This is a genomic window from Pseudomonas sp. RT4P38, assembly GCF_054897765.1.
The window spans coordinates 3,113,943-3,131,352 of record NZ_CM142703.1 but is presented as its reverse complement, the minus strand read 5'-3'; the positions used below and the strand labels follow the sequence as shown (position 1 = coordinate 3,131,352).

Sequence of the window (17,410 nt, the reverse complement as noted above, 5' to 3'; positions counted from 1 at the left end):
ATTTATGTTTTTATGGATTAGTGGGTTTCTAAAAGGTGATAACGAGGATGACGCCTTAAAATACGAACTTACAGTTCGCCCTGAGTTTGAAGCCGCGGTATTGGATTGTCTTGGCTGGAAAAGTCTTGATGAAAGCGCGGAGGGGGAATGGTTACTAACCGTTGAGCAAATCCAACAAATCGCCATAGTAATCAATGAGCGGTTACCGACTGAACTGGACCTCTTCATAGGGGTACGGGAGCAGGCACAACTGAGATGGAGGCAGGATTATCTGTGATCAGCTTCCAGCACGGATTGAACCATTTAATTGCAGCGAGGGTGCTTGCCCCTCTGGTTACGCAGCAGTCGTGATTCGGACAAACACGGTTTGCCTGAAACATCTCGTGCGCCAAATGCGCCCGCTTGCCGCCCATCTGCATGCCCATGAGACAAGGGCAATATTCTGGGAGTTAAAAAGTGAGCCTTCTCTATCAAGACCCATCAATGAACCATGATGAAGCAACGACGCTTCTTGCAAGCTGCGTGGATACGAATGTTACTGCAGCATTGGTTTCCATCGGTCTGAATGAAGCAGACATCACCTGGGCTCAGAACACTTGCCTTAAATACCTCGCAAGTGAGACCGAATCAGTTGCAGCATCCGCCATCACGGCTCTTGGTCATCTCGCTCGCCGTCAGGGCGAACTGGATAAGGAAACGGTGCTGGCGGCACTCGAAAAGGTGAAAAGCAAATTCCCTTCCCTTGAAGGAATTATTGCTGACACGCGTGACGATATTGACGCATTCACCTGATCCGCCAGGGACCTCGAACGCACGAACATTGTGGCGAGGGGGCTGCCCTCGTCATAAAGCTAATTTCAACTCACGCATCAATCATCGCGCGTCAGCACTTCCAGCAATTCAATCTCGAAGATCAGGTTCGAGTTCGGCGTGATCTTGCCCATGGTCCGCTCGCCATAAGCCAAATGCGCAGGCACCAACAGCTTGCGCTTACCGCCAACCTGCATACCGATAATCCCCTGATCCCACCCTTTGATAACCCGACCAGTGCCGATCACGCACTGAAAAGGCTTGCCACGGCTGTAGGAAGAATCGAACTCGGTGCCGTCTTCCAGCCAGCCACGGTACTGCGTGGTGATCAGCGCGCCTTTGACGGCGGCTTTGCCGTCGCCCGATTGGAGGTCGATTATCTGAAGCTCGTCATTCATTGCATGCACTCGCGTATTCGTTTGCCCGAAAGGCTTTATGGGCGCCGTTTTCCCAGATTTTCAGCCGATTGGCAACCATTCGAATCGACTGGCGAGGGGTTTAAACCTGTTTCCTGCAGTGACCGTGAACTAAGATATGCAGCACCTACCCGCACGGCTCAACACGCAATGATGGCAATTCCTGAATGAATGGAGACTGGACCAGCGCAACCATCGGCTTAGTGATGCTTGCCCTGATCATCGCGTTGATCTGTCGCGAGCGTTCGCTGCAAAAGCAGCTGGCCGAGTATCGCGTGCTGATCACCCGCCTGACTGACGGACAAAATATCCGTCAGGACGGCGACGCCGAACGCTTCAAGCGCAGCCAATACTTCGCCCGCATCGGTACCTGGGACTGGGATGTCGATACCGACAAGCTCTATTGGTCGGACGCGATCTACGCCATGTTCGGCTTCAAGATCGAGGAAGTAACGCCCTCCTACGCGCTGTTTTGCTCATGCGTTCACCCGGACGACCGGACCAAGGTCCGGGCCGGCGAGTTGCGCTGCCTGGAAACCGGCGAAAACCATGACGAGGAATACCGGGTCATCTGGCCCGACGGCACCATTCGCTGGTTGCGCGAGACGGGCAATGTGGTCAAGAACGACCACGATGCAACGATCAAGATGATGGGCGTGGTACGCGATATCACCGAGGAAAAAGCCTCCGCCAGCTACCTGCAACACTTGGCCCACTTCGACCCGCTGACCGGTCTGCCCAATCGCCTGGTGCTCGAAGAGCGTCTGTCCGAAGCGCTGGAACAGGCGCGCATAAGCGCCACGAGGGTTGCGCTGGTGTTTGTCGACCTCAATGGTTTCAAGGCGATCAACGATGTTTACGGCCATGCGGCTGGCGACCGGGTATTGATCACCACCGCCACCCGACTGAAGCGAATCCTGCGTTCAACCGATACCGTCGCCCGGATCGGTGGCGACGAATTTGTGGTCATCCTGCAAGGCCTGCCCCAGGGCAACAGCCTGCAGGACGAAGCCCGCAGCATCTGCCAGAACATCTTCGTCGAGCTGTCGCCACCAGTGACCATCGGCAATGACCAACGACACATCGGCACCAGCCTGGGGGTCGCGGTGTTCCCGGACCATGCGCCGAGCATGGACCGGTTGATTCATATAGCGGACCTGGCGATGTATGAGGCGAAGCGCAGTGGGAATAATCAGTATCGGTTGGGCACTGAAAGCCCGGTGAGTGCTTACAGCGAATAGCCTTTCGGCGGTTTAACGCTCCACCGGCGTGATATCCACAATCGTCCCGTTGGTGATCATCACCATCATGTACTTGTCGTTGATCTGCACCCACTGCGCCTGAGCCTTTGGCGCTTTCAGGCCTTTCTGCTTCCAATTAACCAGGGCTTTTTCGCTGCGTTGGTAAACGTCGGGGGCGCGGTCGCCGACCACCAGTTGGCGGGAATTGTTAACCCCGGGCTGGACGGTTTTTTGCGGGGGGTCAGCCGCTTGAACGATCGGGCTGATACCGGCAATGCCTGCGACAAGGGCGAGGCTGGCGATAAGGGTCTTGTTGTTCATCGGTGAACCTCCATTGATGTCGTGGTACCTGAAATCCGACTGCGCTGGCGCTGAATCATTCCTTAATGCTGCGATGAATTCGATTGCATTGGCTGACGCATGCTTCTCAAGCCTTTATCCTGAGCGCCCCCGCCGTACCGATTTCTGGAGTAAGCCATGCCCCACGAAGGCAACCTGTTGCAAGCCGCTGTCGTGTTTCTGTTCGCGGCGGTGCTCACCGTACCCTTGGCCAAGCGCCTGCAACTGGGGGCGGTGCTGGGTTATCTGTTTGCAGGGGTGATCATCGGGCCATCGGTGCTGGGTTTGATTGGCAATCCGCAAAGTGTCAGCCACATTTCCGAACTGGGGGTGGTGTTGCTGCTGTTCATCATTGGTCTGGAACTGTCGCCGCGACGTTTGTGGGTAATGCGCAGATCGGTGTTTGGCGTAGGTCTGGCGCAGGTGCTGCTGACGGGGTCGGTGATTGGAGTGCTGGCGCTGTTCGTGTTCGGCCAGCCGTTGAACAGCGCGATCGTATTGGGCTTGGGCCTGGCGCTGTCGTCCACCGCCTTCGGTTTGCAAAGCCTGGCCGAACGCAAGGAACTGACCAGCCCTCACGGGAGGTTGGCATTCGCGATTCTGTTGTTCCAGGACATCGCCGCCATCCCGTTGATCGCGATGGTGCCGTTGCTGGCGGGCGGCGATCACACCACCAGTACTGCCGAAGACCTCAATCACGGTTTGCGCGTGCTGGGCAGCATCGCAGTGGTGGTGATCGGTGGGCGATATCTGCTGCGACCGGTGTTCCGGGTGGTGGCCAAGACCGGTTTGCCGGAAGTCTCCACCGCCACCGCGTTGCTGGTGGTGATCGGCACGGCGTGGTTGATGGACCTGGTCGGCGTGTCCATGGCGTTGGGGGCGTTCCTCGCCGGGTTGCTGCTGGCGGACTCCGAATACCGCCACGAACTGGAAGCGCAAATCGAGCCGTTCAAGGGATTGCTGCTGGGGCTGTTTTTCATCAGCGTCGGAATGGGCGCCAACCTGAGTCTGCTACTGAGCGCGCCAATCACCGTGCTGGGCCTGACCCTGTTGCTGATCGCAATCAAATTGCCGCTGCTGTTTGTCGTCGGTCGGCTGGCGGGTGGTCTGGGCAAGGTCAGTGCCATTCGCCTCGGCATCGTGCTGGCCGCCGGTGGTGAGTTTGCCTTTGTGGTGTTCAAGATTGGCCGCGACGAGGGGCTGTTCGAGCCGCACCTGTACGACTTACTGGTGCTGACAATCACGTTGTCCATGGCGGTGACGCCGCTGCTATTGCTGTTGTGCGCGCGACTGGTCAGCCCCAAGGTTCAACCCGTGGTGGTGCCGGAGAAATTCCGCGAGATCGATACCGACGCGCCGCGCGTGGTGATCGCCGGCATGGGCCGTATGGGGCAGATCGTTGCGCGGATTTTGCGCGCGCAAAACATCAAGTTTGTCGCCCTCGATACCTCGGTGGAAACCATCGAACTGTCGCGCAGCTTCGGCGGCGTACCGGTGTTCTACGGCGACCCGATGCGCCCGGAGATCCTCAGTGCGGCCAAGGTCGAGCAGGCAGAATACTTTGTCATCGCCACCGACGACCCGGACACCAACATCAAGACCGCCGAGCTGGTGCACAAACTCTATCCGCACATCAAAATCATCGCCCGGGCCCGTAACCGTCAGCATGTGCATCGGCTGGTGGACCTTGGCGCCGAGGCCATTCGGGAAACCTATTATTCGAGCCTGGAGATGAGCCAGCGCACGTTGGTCGGCCTGGGTTTGACCCAAGCCCAGGCGGATGCGCGGATCAAGCGTTTCAAGCATCACGACGAACAGGTGCTGGAAGCCCAGCATGCGATTTATGACGATGCGGCGAAGGTATTGCAGACGGCGCAGGAAGCGCGGGCGGAACTGGCGAGGTTGTTTGAGGCGGATCAGTTGGAAGAAGAATCAAGCAAGGCGTAACTGATCGTTAACTGACATAAGGAACTCACCATGGCTGACCAACCCGCCCCCGCCCTAAAAGAAATCTTCAACGCCGATCGCCTCAAACACATCGCCACCGAGATGACCGCGGTCTACCCCGAATTCAACGCCAAAGCCTTCCTGAAAATGGCCAACGACGGGCTTGCGCAATTATCGATCATGCAGCGCATGGCCCGGGTCAGCGAGTGCCTGCACGCGGTACTGCCGTTGAGTTATGAAGAGACGCTTGAGGTGCTGCGCGCCCTCGCTCCGCGCCTGAACAGCGGCTTCGTCAGCATCTCATTGCCGCATTACGTCGCAACGTATGGCGGACATGCATTCGAGTTGTCCATGGACGCACTCAAATACTTCACCGCGTTCGGTTCATCGGAGTTTGCGATCCGCTATTTCCTGCGCAGCGATATCAAACCCACACTGGCGCTGATGCACGACTGGTCCCTGGATGGCAACGAACACGTCCGGCGCTTGGCCAGCGAAGGCAGTCGACCGCGCCTGCCATGGTCGTTCCGACTGGAACAGGTGCAAGCCGACCCGACACTCGCCGCCACGATCCTCGACAACCTCAAGGCCGACGACAGCCTCTACGTGCGCAAGTCCGTGGCCAACCACCTCAACGACATCATCAAGGATCATCCAGAGTGGGTGCTGGACCTGATCGAAGGTTGGTCGCTGGACAACAAACACACCGCGTGGATCGCCAAACATGCCCTGCGCAACCTGATCAAACAGGGCAACCCGCGAGCGTTGGCGATCATTGGCGCGGGCGGCAAGCCTGAGGTCGAGATCATCGATGTGAAGGTGGAACCGGCGGTGATTCGCCTGGGTGAAAAAATCACCCTGTCCTTTGGCGTCAAATCCAGGGTCGAGGACAATCAACGATTGGTGATCGACTACGCCATCGATTACGTCAAAGCCAACGGCAGCACGTCGGCGAAGGTGTTCAAGCTCAAGGCGCTGACGCTTCCCGGCAAGGCGACCGAGACCATTGCGCGAGGTCAGCACATCAAGGAACTCACTACCCGCCGGCATTACACAGGCAAGCACGCCGTGCACATTCTGGTGAACGGTGAGCGCCTGGCCAGTACCGGGTTCGAGATTATCGCTGACGCTGATTGACCGTGTTGCCGGGTCGACCGGGCAGCATGCGCGTCAGGGTGTTGTCGCGGACCCAATAGTGATGGAACAATCCCGCCGCTACGTGCAAGCCGATCAGCCAGTAACCGGCGCTGCCGAGCAATTCGTGCCAGTACTTGAACTGCTTGGCCAGGTCCGGATCGACGGCCACCAGCGATGGCAGGAAGAAATCAAAATAAGGCATCGGCTTGCCACCTGCCGACAGCATCAGCCAGGCCAATAATGGCGTGGCGATCATCAGCCCATACAGCGCCAGGTGCATCAGGTGCGAAACGCCAGTCTGCCAGCCGGGCAGCGCCGGCGTGATGGGCGGACGCGGGGTAAGCCGCCCGAGCAAGCGCACCCAGACCAACACAAAAATGCTCAGTCCAAATACCCCGTGCAGCCCCAGGAACAAGCTCCTCAAAGCATGCCCGCGGGGCAACAGCCCTTTGATTTCGATGCAGGCATACACGCCGACAAACAGCACGAGCATCAGCCAGTGCAAGGTGATCGAGAGTTTTCCATACCGGTGAGCGAGTGCATCGCGGGTCATAACAGGCCTCGTGAACGTTATTGTGGCTGCCGACTCATTCGCGCAGCCCGGTTCCGCTTTGTTGCCGAACCGATTGGCGCCACCCTGCCCGCCCAGTCTTAACGCAATCTGAAGACAGCCCCAACCGATCTTTCGGCCACCTTCAGACTCCGTTAAGAAATGCCTCCGATACTCCTCCCACACTTACCCAGGGAGGCGTCTTCCAATGCCCGATTTCGACTGGAACATCCCTCTACCCCTGCATTTCGGCCCCGCCGAAACCCCGCAGATGAGTCTGGCCAGAGCCCTGCCGGACGAACCCAAGCGTGAAGTCTTCCAAGCCTTTATCCAGCAACGTTTCCGTAAGGCCCACGGGGCCGACATCCGTCATTTCATGCCGGAGCTGTTCGGCATGAACAACGCTTCAGGTGAACTCTGTGCCGTGGCCGGTGTGCGTCTGGCGAGTAGTGAACAGCTGTTTCTGGAACGTTACCTGGACGAACCGATCGATCCGCTGATCAGCGCCGCTGCCGATTGCGCAGTAGACCGGACTGGCATCGTCGAGGTGGGCAACCTGGCCGCCAGCGACACCGGCAGTGCGCGAATGAGCATCATCGCCATCACTTACCTGCTGGCCATGGGCGGTCTGGAATGGGTGGCATTCACCGGCAACATCGGCCTGGTGAACAGCTTTCACCGTCTGGGCTTGAAACCCGTGACCCTTTGCGCCGCCGATCCTGCGCGGCTGGGTGACGACCGTCACAGCTGGGGCAGTTACTACGAGAGCAAGCCTTGGGTGCACGTTGGCAACATCCGCGCCGGCTTCATCCATTTGCGCAACATCGGGATGTTCAATCGCCTGGGGTTGCCGTCGTCCATCGAGGAGTCCAGCCATGTCGCCTGAAAAGGAGCGTTTCAAACAGACCCTGCGCAGCCATGCCGAACGCAAGACCAATGCCATCGCCTTGTGGGGTGATCAGCTGAAACTGGACTACGCCACGCTGTACGCCGAAGTGGTGTATCGCCAGCAACGCCTGCGCGATGAAAACGTCAAGGTGGTTGCACTGGCCTTGGACAATGGCGTCGCAGCCATGCTCTGGGACTTGGCCGTGTTGTTCGAAGGCCAGACCTGTCTGACGTTGCCACCCTTTTTCAGCCCGGCTCAACGCAGCCATTGTCTGGAGCTGAGCCAGGCCGGACTGGTGATTGCCGAACCAGCACTGGAAGCGGAACTGCAAACGGCCGGCTACGAGAAAACCGGCGAGTTCTGGCGCCGCACCTTCAGCGGCCCCAACCGGATGCCCAAAGGCACCGCCAAACTGACCTTCACCTCGGGCACCACCGGCACACCGAAAGGCGTGTGCCTGAGTGCCGAGAGCATTCTGCGGGTCGCCCGCGAACTGGATCAGGCCAGCAAACCCACCGATCCCCAACACCACCTCGCGCTTCTGCCCCTGGCGATTCTGCTGGAAAACCTCGGCTGCTATGCCGCGTTGTACGCCGGCGCGACGTTGAGCTTGCCCAGCCAGAAAACCCTGGGCATTCAGGGTGCCAGCGGTGTTGATGTGCCTCGGCTGCTCGGTTGCCTGGCCACCCGTGCCCCCGAGAGTTTGATCCTCGTACCGCAGCTGCTATTGATACTGGTCAGCGCCGCCGAGCAAAAAGCCTTCAGCCCTTACGCGTTGCGTTTTGCCGCGGTGGGTGGGGCGCGGGTCAGCGAAGAATTACTGCACCGTGCGCAACGGATCGGCCTACCGGTTTACGAAGGCTACGGACTGTCGGAGTGCGCGTCGGTGGTGTGCCTCAACCGGCCAGAGGCGCGTCGCCCCGGCAGTGTCGGCCGGCCACTGCCCCACGTGGACATTCGCCTGGCCGACGACGGCGAAGTGCTGATCAAGCGCTCGACCTTGCTCAGTTATCTGGGCGAAGCGCCGCACACCGATGAATGGTGGCCCAGCGGCGATCTCGGTGAATTCGACCCCGAGGGTTTTCTCTACCTCAAGGGGCGCAAGAAACATCAATTCGTCACCAGTTACGGCCGCAATGTGAACCCGGAATGGGTCGAGGCTGAATTGACCCAACGCCTTCATATTGCGCAGGCCTTTGTCTATGGCGAAGCGATGCCGAGCAACCACGCACTGCTCTGGCCCCAACGCCCGGACTGCACCGACGAAGACCTGGCCGCCGCCGTGGCCCACGCCAACGAAGCCTTGCCCGATTACGCCCAGGTCCATCACTGGACCCGTCTGGCTCAACCTTTCACACCCGCCAATGGCCTGCTGACTGCCAATGGCCGACCGCGCCGGGACGCGATCGTCGAGCGTTACCGCGCGCAACTGACTGAAGCTGCCTTTTCAGAGGAATCTGCGTCATGAGTTTTTTCGACACGCTGCAAGAAGCCACCCAACAGGAACGCCACGCGCTGTTCAATCTGCCGATCATTCGCGACGCCCTTGAGGGCAACGTCAGCCTGGAAAGCTACCGAGCTTTCCTGGCGCAAGCCTATTACCACGTGCGCCACACCGTGCCATTGATGATGGCCTGCGGCGCTCGCCTGCCGTTGCGTCTGGAATGGCTGCGTGAAGCGGTGTGTGAGTACATCGAGGAAGAATACGGCCACGAACAATGGGTACTCAACGATATCGAAGCCTGCGGCGGCGACAAGGATGAGGTGCGCGACGGTCGTTCATCCTTGCCGATCGAATTGATGGTCAGCTTCCTCTACGACCTGATTGCCCGGGACAACCCGGTGGGGCTGTTCGGCATGGTCAACGTGCTCGAAGGCACCAGCATCGCCCTGGCCACCCATGCTGCCGGCAGCATCCGCGAGCGCCTGGACTTGCCGCAAAGCGCCTTCAGTTACCTCAGCTCGCATGGCTCGCTGGATATCGAGCACATGCAAACCTATCGCCGATTGATGAACGCTCTCGATGATCCGGCCGACCAGGCCGCGGTGATTCACGCCTCCAAAGTGGTGTACACGCTTTACACCGACATGTTCCGCGGTTTGCCACGCGATGGGGAGAACCTGCATGCGCCTGTCTGAGGCTCGCGTGGTACTGACCGGCGCCAGCGGCGGCATCGGGCTGGCGATCACTACCGCCCTGTGCGCCAGTGGTGCCAAGGTATTGGCCGTGGCTCGGCATCGGGAACCGTTGGAGCCTTTACTCGAACGCTATCCGCAGCATTTGTCGTGGGTCGACGCCGACCTGACGTCCCTCGCCGACCGCCGCAAAGTACTGGCCGCCGCGGAAGCCATCGGCGGCATCAACCTGCTGATCAACGCCGCCGGGGTCAATCACTTCGCCATGCTCGAGCAGCTCGATGACAGCGACATCAACGCTATGCTGGCGGTGAACATCGGCGCGCCGATCTGCCTGACCAAATTATTGCTGCCGCTGCTCAAGCAAGCCGAGAGCGCGATGGTGGTGAACGTCGGTTCGACCTACGGCTCCATCGGCTACCCCGGTTACGCCAGCTATTGCGCCACCAAGTTTGCCCTGCGGGGTTTTTCCGAGGCCCTGCGCCGGGAACTGGCTGACACCCGGGTCGGCGTTTTGTACGTCGCGCCACGTGCCACCCGCACCCGCATGAACAGCCCGGCGGCGCAGGCCTTGAATGACGCCCTCAAATCCAATGTCGATGACCCGAAAAAAGTCGCCTCGGCGGTGATGCACGCCATTGCCGGTGACCGCCGCGACTTGTACCTGGGCTGGCCCGAACGCTTTTTCGTGGGCCTGAACAGTCTGTTGCCAAACCTGGTGGATCGCGGCCTGCGCAAGCAGTTGCCACTGATCCGTCGCCTGAGTCAAAAGCCTGATAACGAGAACCGCAAACCATGAAAAAACTCTTTGCCTGCTTACTGATGGGCGCCTTGAGCCAAAGCGTCTGGGCCCTGGACGCCGCCGATCAGCAACGTCTCAATGGCATCCAGCAACGCTGGGCGCACATTCAATACGAACTGCCGGACGAGCAACGCACCGCCGCGTTCGAAAAACTTGCCGGCCTTGCCTCGACCTTCTCTCGGGAACGCCAATCCGTCGCAGAAGCCTGGATCTGGTCCGGTATCGTCACCAGCAGTTGGGCCGGCGCCCAGGGCGGGCTCGGTGCGCTGATCAAGGTCAAGGATGCGAAAGTCGATCTGGAGAAAGCCCTGGCCCTGGACCCAAAAGCCCTGCAAGGCTCGGCCTACACCAGCCTCGGCGCGCTCTATGACCGCGTACCGGGCTGGCCCATCGGTTTCGGTGACGCCGACAAGGCCGAACAGTTGCTCAAGCAGGCCTTGCAACTCAACCCGAACGGCATCGATAGTCTGTACTTCTGGGGTGATCACCTTTACCGTAAAAAACGCTACAGCGAAGCCCGGGGCGCGCTGCAAAAAGCCCTGCTAGCAGACCCACGGCCAGGCCGGGAAACCGCCGACGCCGGGCGCCGCAAAGAAATTGAAGCGTTGCTGGTGGACGTGAACAAGAAACTCAACTGACAGGAGTCCGTGTGCGCTTATTACTGATCGAGGATGACGTGGCGCTGGGCGAAGGCATTCATCAGGCCCTGGGCCGCGAAGGTTACACCGTCGACTGGTTGCAGGACGGCAGCAGCGCCTTGCATTCGCTGCTCAGCGAATCCTTTGATCTGGCGGTGCTCGACCTCGGCCTGCCACGCATGGACGGCCTCGAAGTGCTGCGTCGTTTGCGCGACAGCGGCTCCAACTTGCCGGTGCTGATCCTCACCGCGCGGGATGCCACCGAAGACCGTATCGCCGGGCTGGATGCCGGAGCCGACGACTACCTGATCAAGCCTTTTGATCTGGCCGAACTCAAGGCGCGTCTGCGCGCCTTGCTGCGGCGCAGCGCCGGCCGTGGCCAAATGCTGATCGAACACGCCGGCATCAGCCTCAACCCCGGCACCCAGCAAGTCAGCTATCAGGGCGAACCGGTCGCGCTGACGCCCAAGGAATATCAGCTGCTCCACGAATTACTCTCGCCACCAGGCCGGGTCATGACCCGCGATCACTTGATGCAGTTGCTTTACGGCTGGAACGAGGAAGCCGAAAGCAACACGCTGGAAGTGCACATCCATCACCTGCGCAAGAAATTCTCCACCGACCTGATCCGCACCATTCGTGGTGTCGGTTACCTGGTGGAGGAGCGTCGATGACTTCGATCCGGCGTCGCACCCTGACGCTGATCATCGGCCTGATGCTCGCCGGTCTGGCGGTGATCAGCGTGTTCAACTGGCACGACAGCAACCACGAAATTGCCGAAGTCTATGACGCTCAACTGGCGCAGAACGCCCGGCTGCTGCAGGGAGTGATGCGCATGCCGCTGGCCAGCAAGGAACACGCCGAGCTGTATCAGGCGTTCAACAAGGCCCTGGGCGAAGCAGTGCCTAGGGTCGATGGCCATCCTTATGAAAGCAAGATTGCCTTTCAGGTCTGGAATCGTCAGGGCGAAGTGCTGGTGCACACCGCCAGCGCGCCCTCCTTCACCGCGCCCCCATCGAAACCCGGCTTCAGCGATGTGGTGGACCTGAACAACCGCCACTGGCGCGCGTTCATGCTGGAAGACAGACAAACGGATGTGCGCATCTGGGTGGGCGAACGCGACGATGTGCGTTCGGACCTGGTGGACCGGATCCTGCGCCATACCCTGTGGCCCAATGTGCTGGGCAGCCTGATTCTGGTGGCGATGGTCTGGCTGGCCTTTGGCTGGGGCCTCAAGCCCCTGGCCGATATGGCGGCGACTCTGCGGGCACGGCACAGCGGCTCTCTGGAACCACTGCAACTGACCCCGCTGCCCAGCGAGCTCGAACCGATGCAAGCAGCGCTCAATCGCATGCTCGCGCAAATTCAGGAAGTGCTCGGCCGCGAGCGGCGCTTTATCGCCGACGCCGCCCATGAAATGCGCACGCCCCTGGCGGTGCTGCGGGTGCATGCGCAAAACCTGCTGGAGGCCGGCACCGAACAGGAGCGTCGGGAATCCCTGGCGTTTCTGATCGCCGGCGTCGACCGCACCAGCCGTCTGGTCAATCAGTTGTTGACCATGGCCCGCCTCGAACCCAAAGCCATGGCTCCGGTATTGCACAGCATCGACCTGGCCGAAACCGTGCGAGAAAGCCTGGTACAGCTCACGCCCTGGTTACTGAGTAAAAACCTTGAGCTGACCTTCGACGTCACCGATCGTCCCTTTAAAGTGGTTGCCGACGCCGCCGCCATCAACATCGCCCTGAACAACCTGATCAGCAACGCGGCAAATTTTTCCCCCGAGCACGGCGTCATCACCGTGCAGCTGAATCAAGCGGACGGCTTCTATTCACTGAGTGTCGAGGATCAGGGACCGGGCATCGACGAAGCGGAACGCGGGCGCTTGTTCGAACGCTTTTACAGTCGGGGAAACGTCCAGGGGGCGGGGTTGGGGCTGACGATCGTCAACACCATTGCGACTCGCCTGGGCGGACGAATCACACTCGTCAACCGGCCGGAGGGCGGGTTGCGGGCGACCCTGTCGATTCCGGACGTTTGAAACGAGGGCTCCTACCCGGGATTGGGCCCGAGCAACAACCCCTGCTCGCGCTCACACAACTCCACCACGTAATCCCACAACACTCGCAACCGCACGGATTTGTGCAGCTCGCGGCGGGTGCTGATCCAGTAGCTGCGCTGGATGCTTTCATCCGGCATCAACGGCACTAAATCGGGGTCAGCGCTGGCCATGTAGCACGGCAACACGGCGATGCCCAAACCTGAGCGCGCAGCCTGTTGCTGAGCGATGACGCTGGTGCTGTGGAAGACCACTTGGGGATTGCGGCAGAAGCTATTGAGGAACATCAACTCCTGGCTGAACAGCAAGTCATCGACGTAGCCGATCCAGGCGTGGCGACCGAGGTCCTCGCGGCTGCGCAGTGGCGGCGAGCGGTCGAGGTAGTCCTGGCTGGCATACAGCGCCAGGCGATAGTCAGTGAGTTTACGGGTGACCAGCATGTCAGCGGACGGACGCTCCAGGTGGATGCTGATCTCGGCTTCGCGGTTAAGGATGCTGACAAACCGCGGCACCGCCACCAGTTCCACTTCCAGCCCCGGATAACGTTCGAACAGACCGTTCATGCGGCTGGCGAGGAACATGATGCCCAACCCCTCAGTCACCCCGACACGGATTTTGCCTAACGGGGCGCTCGACTGAGTGATTTCCTCCTGAGCCAGCAACGCGACGTTTTCCATGGCTTCGGCATGTTTGAGCAACGCTTCGCCGGCCGGGGTCAGCTCATAACCCTGGGCATGCTGGACAAACAGCGCAGTGCCCAGGCTCTTTTCGATGGCCTCGATGTGCCGGGCCACGGTGGCGTGGGTGGTGTTCAAACGGCGGGCAGCGGTCAGCAGACGCCCGCTACGCTGCAACTCGAGAAAAAACCGCAAGTCATTCCAGTCGAACATGAGTCGTCCTTGAAGCGAAGTGTTTAAAAACGCACAGCGGCTGCGCAAAAACTAACATTCTTTTGACGAAAGCTAACAACTAGGATGACCGACAACAAGAACAACACCATAAGGTCACGCATGCAGACTTCTCTGGATGAATACGACTACATCGTGGTCGGGGCCGGGCCGGCCGGTTGTTTGCTGGCCAATCGGTTGTCGGCCAAACCGCAGCATCGCGTGTTGCTGCTGGAAGCTGGCGGCCGCGATAACTATGCATGGATTCACATTCCCGTGGGTTACCTGTTCTGCATCGGCAACCCGCGCACCGACTGGTGCTTCAAGACCGAAGCACAACCTGGCCTTCAAGGTCGGGCCCTGAGTTACCCGCGTGGCAAGGTGCTCGGCGGCTGTTCATCGATCAACGGCATGATCTACATGCGCGGCCAAGCGGGCGACTACGACGGCTGGGCCGCCCAAGGCAATCCCGGCTGGAGCTGGAACGACGTGCTGCCGTTGTTCAAAAAAAGCGAAAACCACTTTGCCGGCGACTCGCAATTTCACGGTGCTGCCGGGGAATGGCGGATCGAGCGCCAGCGCCTGTCGTGGCCGATTCTGGATGCCTTCCGCAGCGCTGCCGAGCAAAGCGGCATCGCCAGCATCGATGACTTCAACCAGGGCGACAATGAAGGCTGCGGTTATTTTCAGGTCAATCAGAAAGCCGGTATTCGCTGGAACGCGGCCAAGGCGTTTCTCAAACCGATCCGCAACCGCCCCAATCTCACCGTGCTGACCGACGTCGAAGTGGATCGCGTGCTGCTGGAAAACGGCCGTGCGTCTGCGGTCAGCGCGCGTTGGCAGGGTCAGGCGAGAACCTTCAAGGCGCGTAAAGAGATCGTGCTGTGCGCCGGCTCCGTCGGCTCTCCCAGCATCCTGCAACGTTCCGGGATCGGCCCTCGCCCGCTACTGCAACGACTGGGGATTGGCGTTGCCCATGAACTGCCCGGCGTAGGTGGCAACCTGCAGGATCACCTGCAACTGCGCCTGATCTACAAACTGGAAAACACCCGAACGCTGAATCAAATTGCCGGCAGCCTGTGGGGCAAGATGGGCATGGGCCTGCGTTACCTGTATGACCGCAGCGGCCCGTTGTCCATGGCACCCAGTCAACTCGGCGCCTTCGCTCGATCAGGACCGGAGCAGACGTCAGCGAATCTCGAGTACCACGTGCAGCCACTGTCGCTGGAGCGTTTCGGCGAGCCATTGCACACCTTCCCCGCCTTCACGGCGTCGGTGTGCGATCTGCGCCCGCAAAGCCGGGGTCGCATAGAGATTCGCTCCACCGATCCGCAGGAAGCACCGCTGATTCAGCCCAATTACTTGAGCCATCCGGAGGACTTGCGGGTCGCAGCGGATGCCATTCGCCTGACCCGCCGCATCGTCGCCGCACCGGCCCTGCAAGCGTTCAAACCGGTTGAATATCTGCCCGGAGACAGCTTGCAGACTGAAGAGCAATTACACGAAGCCGCCGCCCGCATCGGTACAACGATTTTCCACCCGGTCGGCACCTGCCGCATGGGCAACGACGCAGACGCCGTGGTCGATGCGCAACTTAAAGTCCATGGCATCCCCGGCCTGCGCATCGCCGACGCCTCGATCATGCCGCGCATCACCTCGGGCAACACGTGTTCGCCTACGCTGATGATTGCCGAAAAAGCCGCGCAACTGATCCTGGACACACCCACAAGGAGTTTTGCACCCGACGAAAAAGCACTGACCGCAGTCTCTTGAGCAAAGGAATAGCGGCGCCAGCCCATAAGACCGGCGCCGACAGTGGAACAAAAAGAACAATCACTGTGAGGGATACCGATATGTCAGAACATGTTCAGCCTCTGGAAGCCGTACGCAGCGCGGGCACCAGCCGCGAGACCCAGAAAGTTATCTTCGCGTCGTCGCTTGGGACAGTCTTCGAGTGGTACGACTTTTTCCTCTACGGCGCACTCGCGGCGGTGATCAGCAAACAGTTTTTCGCCGGAGTCAACGACACCACGGCGTTCATCTTTGCGCTGATGGCATTCGCCGCTGGCTTCATCGTGCGACCGTTCGGCGCGCTGGTGTTCGGACGGCTAGGGGACATGATCGGGCGAAAATACACCTTCCTCGCCACCATCATCCTCATGGGGGTGGCGACCTTCTGCGTCGGGCTGCTACCGACCTACGCGAGCATCGGCATCGCCGCGCCGATCATTCTTGTGGTGCTGCGCATGCTTCAGGGCCTGGCCCTGGGCGGTGAATACGGCGGCGCTGCCACTTACGTGGCCGAACATGCGCCGATGGGTAAACGCGGCTTCCACACCAGCTGGATTCAGTCCACCGCGACCCTCGGGTTGCTACTGTCGCTGCTGGTGGTGCTCGGTTGCCGCTACTTCACCGGCGACCAGTTCGAAGTCTGGGGCTGGCGGATTCCGTTTCTGTTTTCGATCATTCTGCTGGGCATCTCGACCTGGATTCGCATGAGCCTGCACGAGTCGCCTGCATTCGTGAAAATGAAAGAGGAAGGCAAGCTCTGCAAGTCGCCATTGCGCGATTCATTCGGTAAATGGGAAAACCTTAAAGTCGTATTGATCGCCCTGTTCAGCATCAACGCCGGGCAAGCCGTGACCTTCTACGCTGCGCAGTTCTACGTGCTGTTCTTCCTTACCCAGTTCCTGAAAATGGACCCGGCGCTGGCCAACAGCCTGCTGATCGTCAGCGTGATCATCGGTGCACCGTTCTTCATTTTCTTCGGCTGGCTGTCGGATAAAGTCGGACGCAAACCGGTGCTGATGATCGGCCTGCTGCTGGCGACTGCACTGTACTTCCCGATCTTCAAGTCCATCGCCCACTACGCCAACCCGGCCATCGACCTGGCCAGCCGTCAGGCACCGATCACCGTACTGGCTGACCCGGCCACCTGCACCTTCCAGTTCGACCCGGTGGGCAAGGCAAAATTTGATAGCCCTTGCGACAAGGTCAAAACCTTCCTGGTGAAACAGGGCCTTCCTTACAAGAGCGAAGCGCTACCTGCCGGCAGCGATGTGCAGGTGAGCGTCGGTGAAGTTAAACTCGATGGTTACGATGAAGCGGCCCTGCGTGGCGCCGTGACCCTGGCTGGGTATCCCTCACAAGCCGACACCCAGTTGATCAACAAACCGATGATCGTGGCGCTGATGGTCGCGCTGATCATCATCTCCGCCATGTGCTACGGCCCGCTGGCAGCGTTGATGGTCGAGCTGTTCCCGACCCGCATTCGCTACACCTCGATGTCCCTGCCGTACCACATCGGCAATGGCTGGTTCGGCGGTTTCCTGCCAACGGTGTCGTTTGCCTTGGTGGTGTACACCGGGGACATCTTCTACGGGCTGTGGTACCCGGTGCTGATTACCGGGGTGAGCCTGGTGGTGGGCATGATCTGTTTGCGTGAGACCAAGAACGTGGACCTGGATACCAACTGAGCTGACCACAATCCCCTGTGGTGAGGGGATTTAGCGAAACGTCGCACCGCCCCGTTGGGTCGCGAAGCGGCCCCGATCCAGCCGAC

General features: G+C 59.9%; 18 protein-coding genes. 14 read left to right on the top strand and 4 right to left on the bottom strand.

Translation table 11 applies throughout. The annotated features are described in order from the left end of the window. The first annotated feature begins 4 nt into the window (after positions 1 to 4). A complete protein-coding gene (locus tag ACYZT7_RS14610; RefSeq protein ID WP_462041571.1) occupies positions 5 to 277 on the top strand; it encodes a pyocin S6 family toxin immunity protein in 273 nt (90 codons plus the stop codon). Positions 278 to 456: 179 nt separating this feature from the next. Next, positions 457 to 792: a hypothetical protein gene (locus tag ACYZT7_RS14605; protein WP_462041570.1), complete on the top strand. Its 336-nt coding sequence runs from the start codon at positions 457 to 459 to the stop codon at positions 790 to 792. Positions 793 to 869: 77 nt separating this feature from the next. Here the strand turns inward: ACYZT7_RS14605 and ACYZT7_RS14600 are convergent, their stop codons facing one another. Then, complete coding sequence (locus ACYZT7_RS14600; RefSeq protein WP_462041569.1) at positions 870 to 1,208, bottom strand: FKBP-type peptidyl-prolyl cis-trans isomerase; 339 nt, start codon at positions 1,206 to 1,208, stop codon at positions 870 to 872. Positions 1,209 to 1,393: 185 nt separating this feature from the next. Here ACYZT7_RS14600 and ACYZT7_RS14595 point away from each other — a divergent pair, with 185 nt between their 5' ends. After that, positions 1,394 to 2,467, top strand: a complete 1,074-nt coding sequence (locus tag ACYZT7_RS14595) for a diguanylate cyclase domain-containing protein (protein WP_462041568.1) — start codon at positions 1,394 to 1,396, stop codon at positions 2,465 to 2,467. A 12-nt stretch (positions 2,468 to 2,479) separates the two neighbouring features. Here the strand turns inward: ACYZT7_RS14595 and ACYZT7_RS14590 are convergent, their stop codons facing one another. Beyond that, positions 2,480 to 2,788: an RcnB family protein gene (locus tag ACYZT7_RS14590; protein ID WP_462041567.1), complete on the bottom strand. Its 309-nt coding sequence runs from the start codon at positions 2,786 to 2,788 to the stop codon at positions 2,480 to 2,482. Between the two features lie 156 nt (positions 2,789 to 2,944). Between ACYZT7_RS14590 and ACYZT7_RS14585 the strand changes: the two genes are divergently transcribed. Beyond that, positions 2,945 to 4,753, top strand: coding sequence for a monovalent cation:proton antiporter-2 (CPA2) family protein (locus tag ACYZT7_RS14585; RefSeq protein WP_462041566.1), 1,809 nt, complete (start codon positions 2,945 to 2,947; stop codon positions 4,751 to 4,753). Between the two features lie 30 nt (positions 4,754 to 4,783). Then, the gene (locus ACYZT7_RS14580) at positions 4,784 to 5,890 is read left to right on the top strand and encodes a DNA alkylation repair protein (protein ID WP_462041565.1); all 1,107 of its coding nucleotides are present in this window, start codon (positions 4,784 to 4,786) and stop codon (positions 5,888 to 5,890) included. Here the strand turns inward: ACYZT7_RS14580 and ACYZT7_RS14575 are convergent. Then, positions 5,871 to 6,443, bottom strand: a complete 573-nt coding sequence (locus ACYZT7_RS14575) for a cytochrome b (RefSeq protein ID WP_462041564.1) — start codon at positions 6,441 to 6,443, stop codon at positions 5,871 to 5,873. The genes ACYZT7_RS14580 and ACYZT7_RS14575 overlap by 20 nt on opposite strands. 205 nt (positions 6,444 to 6,648) lie before the next feature. Here ACYZT7_RS14575 and ACYZT7_RS14570 point away from each other — a divergent pair, with 205 nt between their 5' ends. From ACYZT7_RS14570 to ACYZT7_RS14540, 7 genes are read left to right on the top strand one after another with little or no spacing between them, the layout of a single operon-like run. After that, on the top strand, positions 6,649 to 7,326 hold the full coding sequence (locus ACYZT7_RS14570) for a thermostable hemolysin (RefSeq protein WP_462041563.1): 678 nt from the start codon (positions 6,649 to 6,651) through the stop codon (positions 7,324 to 7,326). Beyond that, positions 7,316 to 8,797: an AMP-binding protein gene (locus ACYZT7_RS14565; RefSeq protein WP_462041562.1), complete on the top strand. Its 1,482-nt coding sequence runs from the start codon at positions 7,316 to 7,318 to the stop codon at positions 8,795 to 8,797. The genes ACYZT7_RS14570 and ACYZT7_RS14565 overlap by 11 nt, the downstream gene beginning before the upstream one ends. Further along, positions 8,794 to 9,468 (top strand): TenA family transcriptional regulator, encoded by a 675-nt coding sequence (locus ACYZT7_RS14560; RefSeq protein WP_462041561.1) that lies wholly within the window; start codon positions 8,794 to 8,796, stop codon positions 9,466 to 9,468. Before ACYZT7_RS14565 ends, ACYZT7_RS14560 begins: the two co-directional genes overlap by 4 nt. Next, the gene (locus tag ACYZT7_RS14555) at positions 9,455 to 10,264 is read left to right on the top strand and encodes an SDR family oxidoreductase (protein ID WP_462041560.1); all 810 of its coding nucleotides are present in this window, start codon (positions 9,455 to 9,457) and stop codon (positions 10,262 to 10,264) included. The genes ACYZT7_RS14560 and ACYZT7_RS14555 overlap by 14 nt, the downstream gene beginning before the upstream one ends. After that, entirely contained in the window at positions 10,261 to 10,905 is a 645-nt protein-coding gene (locus tag ACYZT7_RS14550) for a tetratricopeptide repeat protein (protein ID WP_462041559.1), read from the top strand. Before ACYZT7_RS14555 ends, ACYZT7_RS14550 begins: the two co-directional genes overlap by 4 nt. Positions 10,906 to 10,916: 11 nt before the next feature. Beyond that, positions 10,917 to 11,579 (top strand): response regulator, encoded by a 663-nt coding sequence (locus ACYZT7_RS14545; RefSeq protein WP_462041558.1) that lies wholly within the window; start codon positions 10,917 to 10,919, stop codon positions 11,577 to 11,579. After that, positions 11,576 to 12,943, top strand: coding sequence for an ATP-binding protein (locus ACYZT7_RS14540; RefSeq protein ID WP_462041557.1), 1,368 nt, complete (start codon positions 11,576 to 11,578; stop codon positions 12,941 to 12,943). The genes ACYZT7_RS14545 and ACYZT7_RS14540 overlap by 4 nt, the downstream gene beginning before the upstream one ends. Positions 12,944 to 12,954: 11 nt before the next feature. Here the strand turns inward: ACYZT7_RS14540 and ACYZT7_RS14535 are convergent, their stop codons facing one another. Next, the gene (locus ACYZT7_RS14535; protein WP_462041556.1) at positions 12,955 to 13,851 is read right to left on the bottom strand and encodes a LysR family transcriptional regulator; all 897 of its coding nucleotides are present in this window, start codon (positions 13,849 to 13,851) and stop codon (positions 12,955 to 12,957) included. 120 nt (positions 13,852 to 13,971) lie between these two features. On the opposite strand from ACYZT7_RS14535, the gene ACYZT7_RS14530 reads away from it, so the two are divergent. Continuing rightward, positions 13,972 to 15,621 carry a GMC family oxidoreductase gene (locus ACYZT7_RS14530; RefSeq protein WP_462041555.1) on the top strand — a complete coding sequence of 550 codons (1,650 nt, stop codon included), beginning with the start codon at positions 13,972 to 13,974 and terminating at the stop codon, positions 15,619 to 15,621. An 80-nt stretch (positions 15,622 to 15,701) separates the two neighbouring features. Then, complete coding sequence (locus tag ACYZT7_RS14525; RefSeq protein WP_462041554.1) at positions 15,702 to 17,324, top strand: MFS transporter; 1,623 nt, start codon at positions 15,702 to 15,704, stop codon at positions 17,322 to 17,324. The last annotated feature ends 86 nt before the right edge of the window (positions 17,325 to 17,410 follow it).

Coding starts and splice junctions, on each gene's coding strand:
- ACYZT7_RS14535 (WP_462041556.1), bottom strand. CDS start 13,851: ATGTTCGACTGGAATGACTTGCGGTTTTTTCTCGAGTTGCAGCGTAGC.
- ACYZT7_RS14580 (WP_462041565.1), top strand. CDS start 4,784: ATGGCTGACCAACCCGCCCCCGCCCTAAAAGAAATCTTCAACGCCGAT.
- ACYZT7_RS14550 (WP_462041559.1), top strand. CDS start 10,261: ATGAAAAAACTCTTTGCCTGCTTACTGATGGGCGCCTTGAGCCAAAGC.
- ACYZT7_RS14590 (WP_462041567.1), bottom strand. CDS start 2,788: ATGAACAACAAGACCCTTATCGCCAGCCTCGCCCTTGTCGCAGGCATT.
- ACYZT7_RS14600 (WP_462041569.1), bottom strand. CDS start 1,208: ATGAATGACGAGCTTCAGATAATCGACCTCCAATCGGGCGACGGCAAA.
- ACYZT7_RS14575 (WP_462041564.1), bottom strand. CDS start 6,443: ATGACCCGCGATGCACTCGCTCACCGGTATGGAAAACTCTCGATCACC.
- ACYZT7_RS14555 (WP_462041560.1), top strand. CDS start 9,455: ATGCGCCTGTCTGAGGCTCGCGTGGTACTGACCGGCGCCAGCGGCGGC.
- ACYZT7_RS14570 (WP_462041563.1), top strand. CDS start 6,649: ATGCCCGATTTCGACTGGAACATCCCTCTACCCCTGCATTTCGGCCCC.
- ACYZT7_RS14560 (WP_462041561.1), top strand. CDS start 8,794: ATGAGTTTTTTCGACACGCTGCAAGAAGCCACCCAACAGGAACGCCAC.
- ACYZT7_RS14540 (WP_462041557.1), top strand. CDS start 11,576: ATGACTTCGATCCGGCGTCGCACCCTGACGCTGATCATCGGCCTGATG.
- ACYZT7_RS14525 (WP_462041554.1), top strand. CDS start 15,702: ATGTCAGAACATGTTCAGCCTCTGGAAGCCGTACGCAGCGCGGGCACC.
- ACYZT7_RS14585 (WP_462041566.1), top strand. CDS start 2,945: ATGCCCCACGAAGGCAACCTGTTGCAAGCCGCTGTCGTGTTTCTGTTC.
- ACYZT7_RS14595 (WP_462041568.1), top strand. CDS start 1,394: ATGAATGGAGACTGGACCAGCGCAACCATCGGCTTAGTGATGCTTGCC.
- ACYZT7_RS14565 (WP_462041562.1), top strand. CDS start 7,316: ATGTCGCCTGAAAAGGAGCGTTTCAAACAGACCCTGCGCAGCCATGCC.
- ACYZT7_RS14610 (WP_462041571.1), top strand. CDS start 5: ATGTTTTTATGGATTAGTGGGTTTCTAAAAGGTGATAACGAGGATGAC.
- ACYZT7_RS14530 (WP_462041555.1), top strand. CDS start 13,972: ATGCAGACTTCTCTGGATGAATACGACTACATCGTGGTCGGGGCCGGG.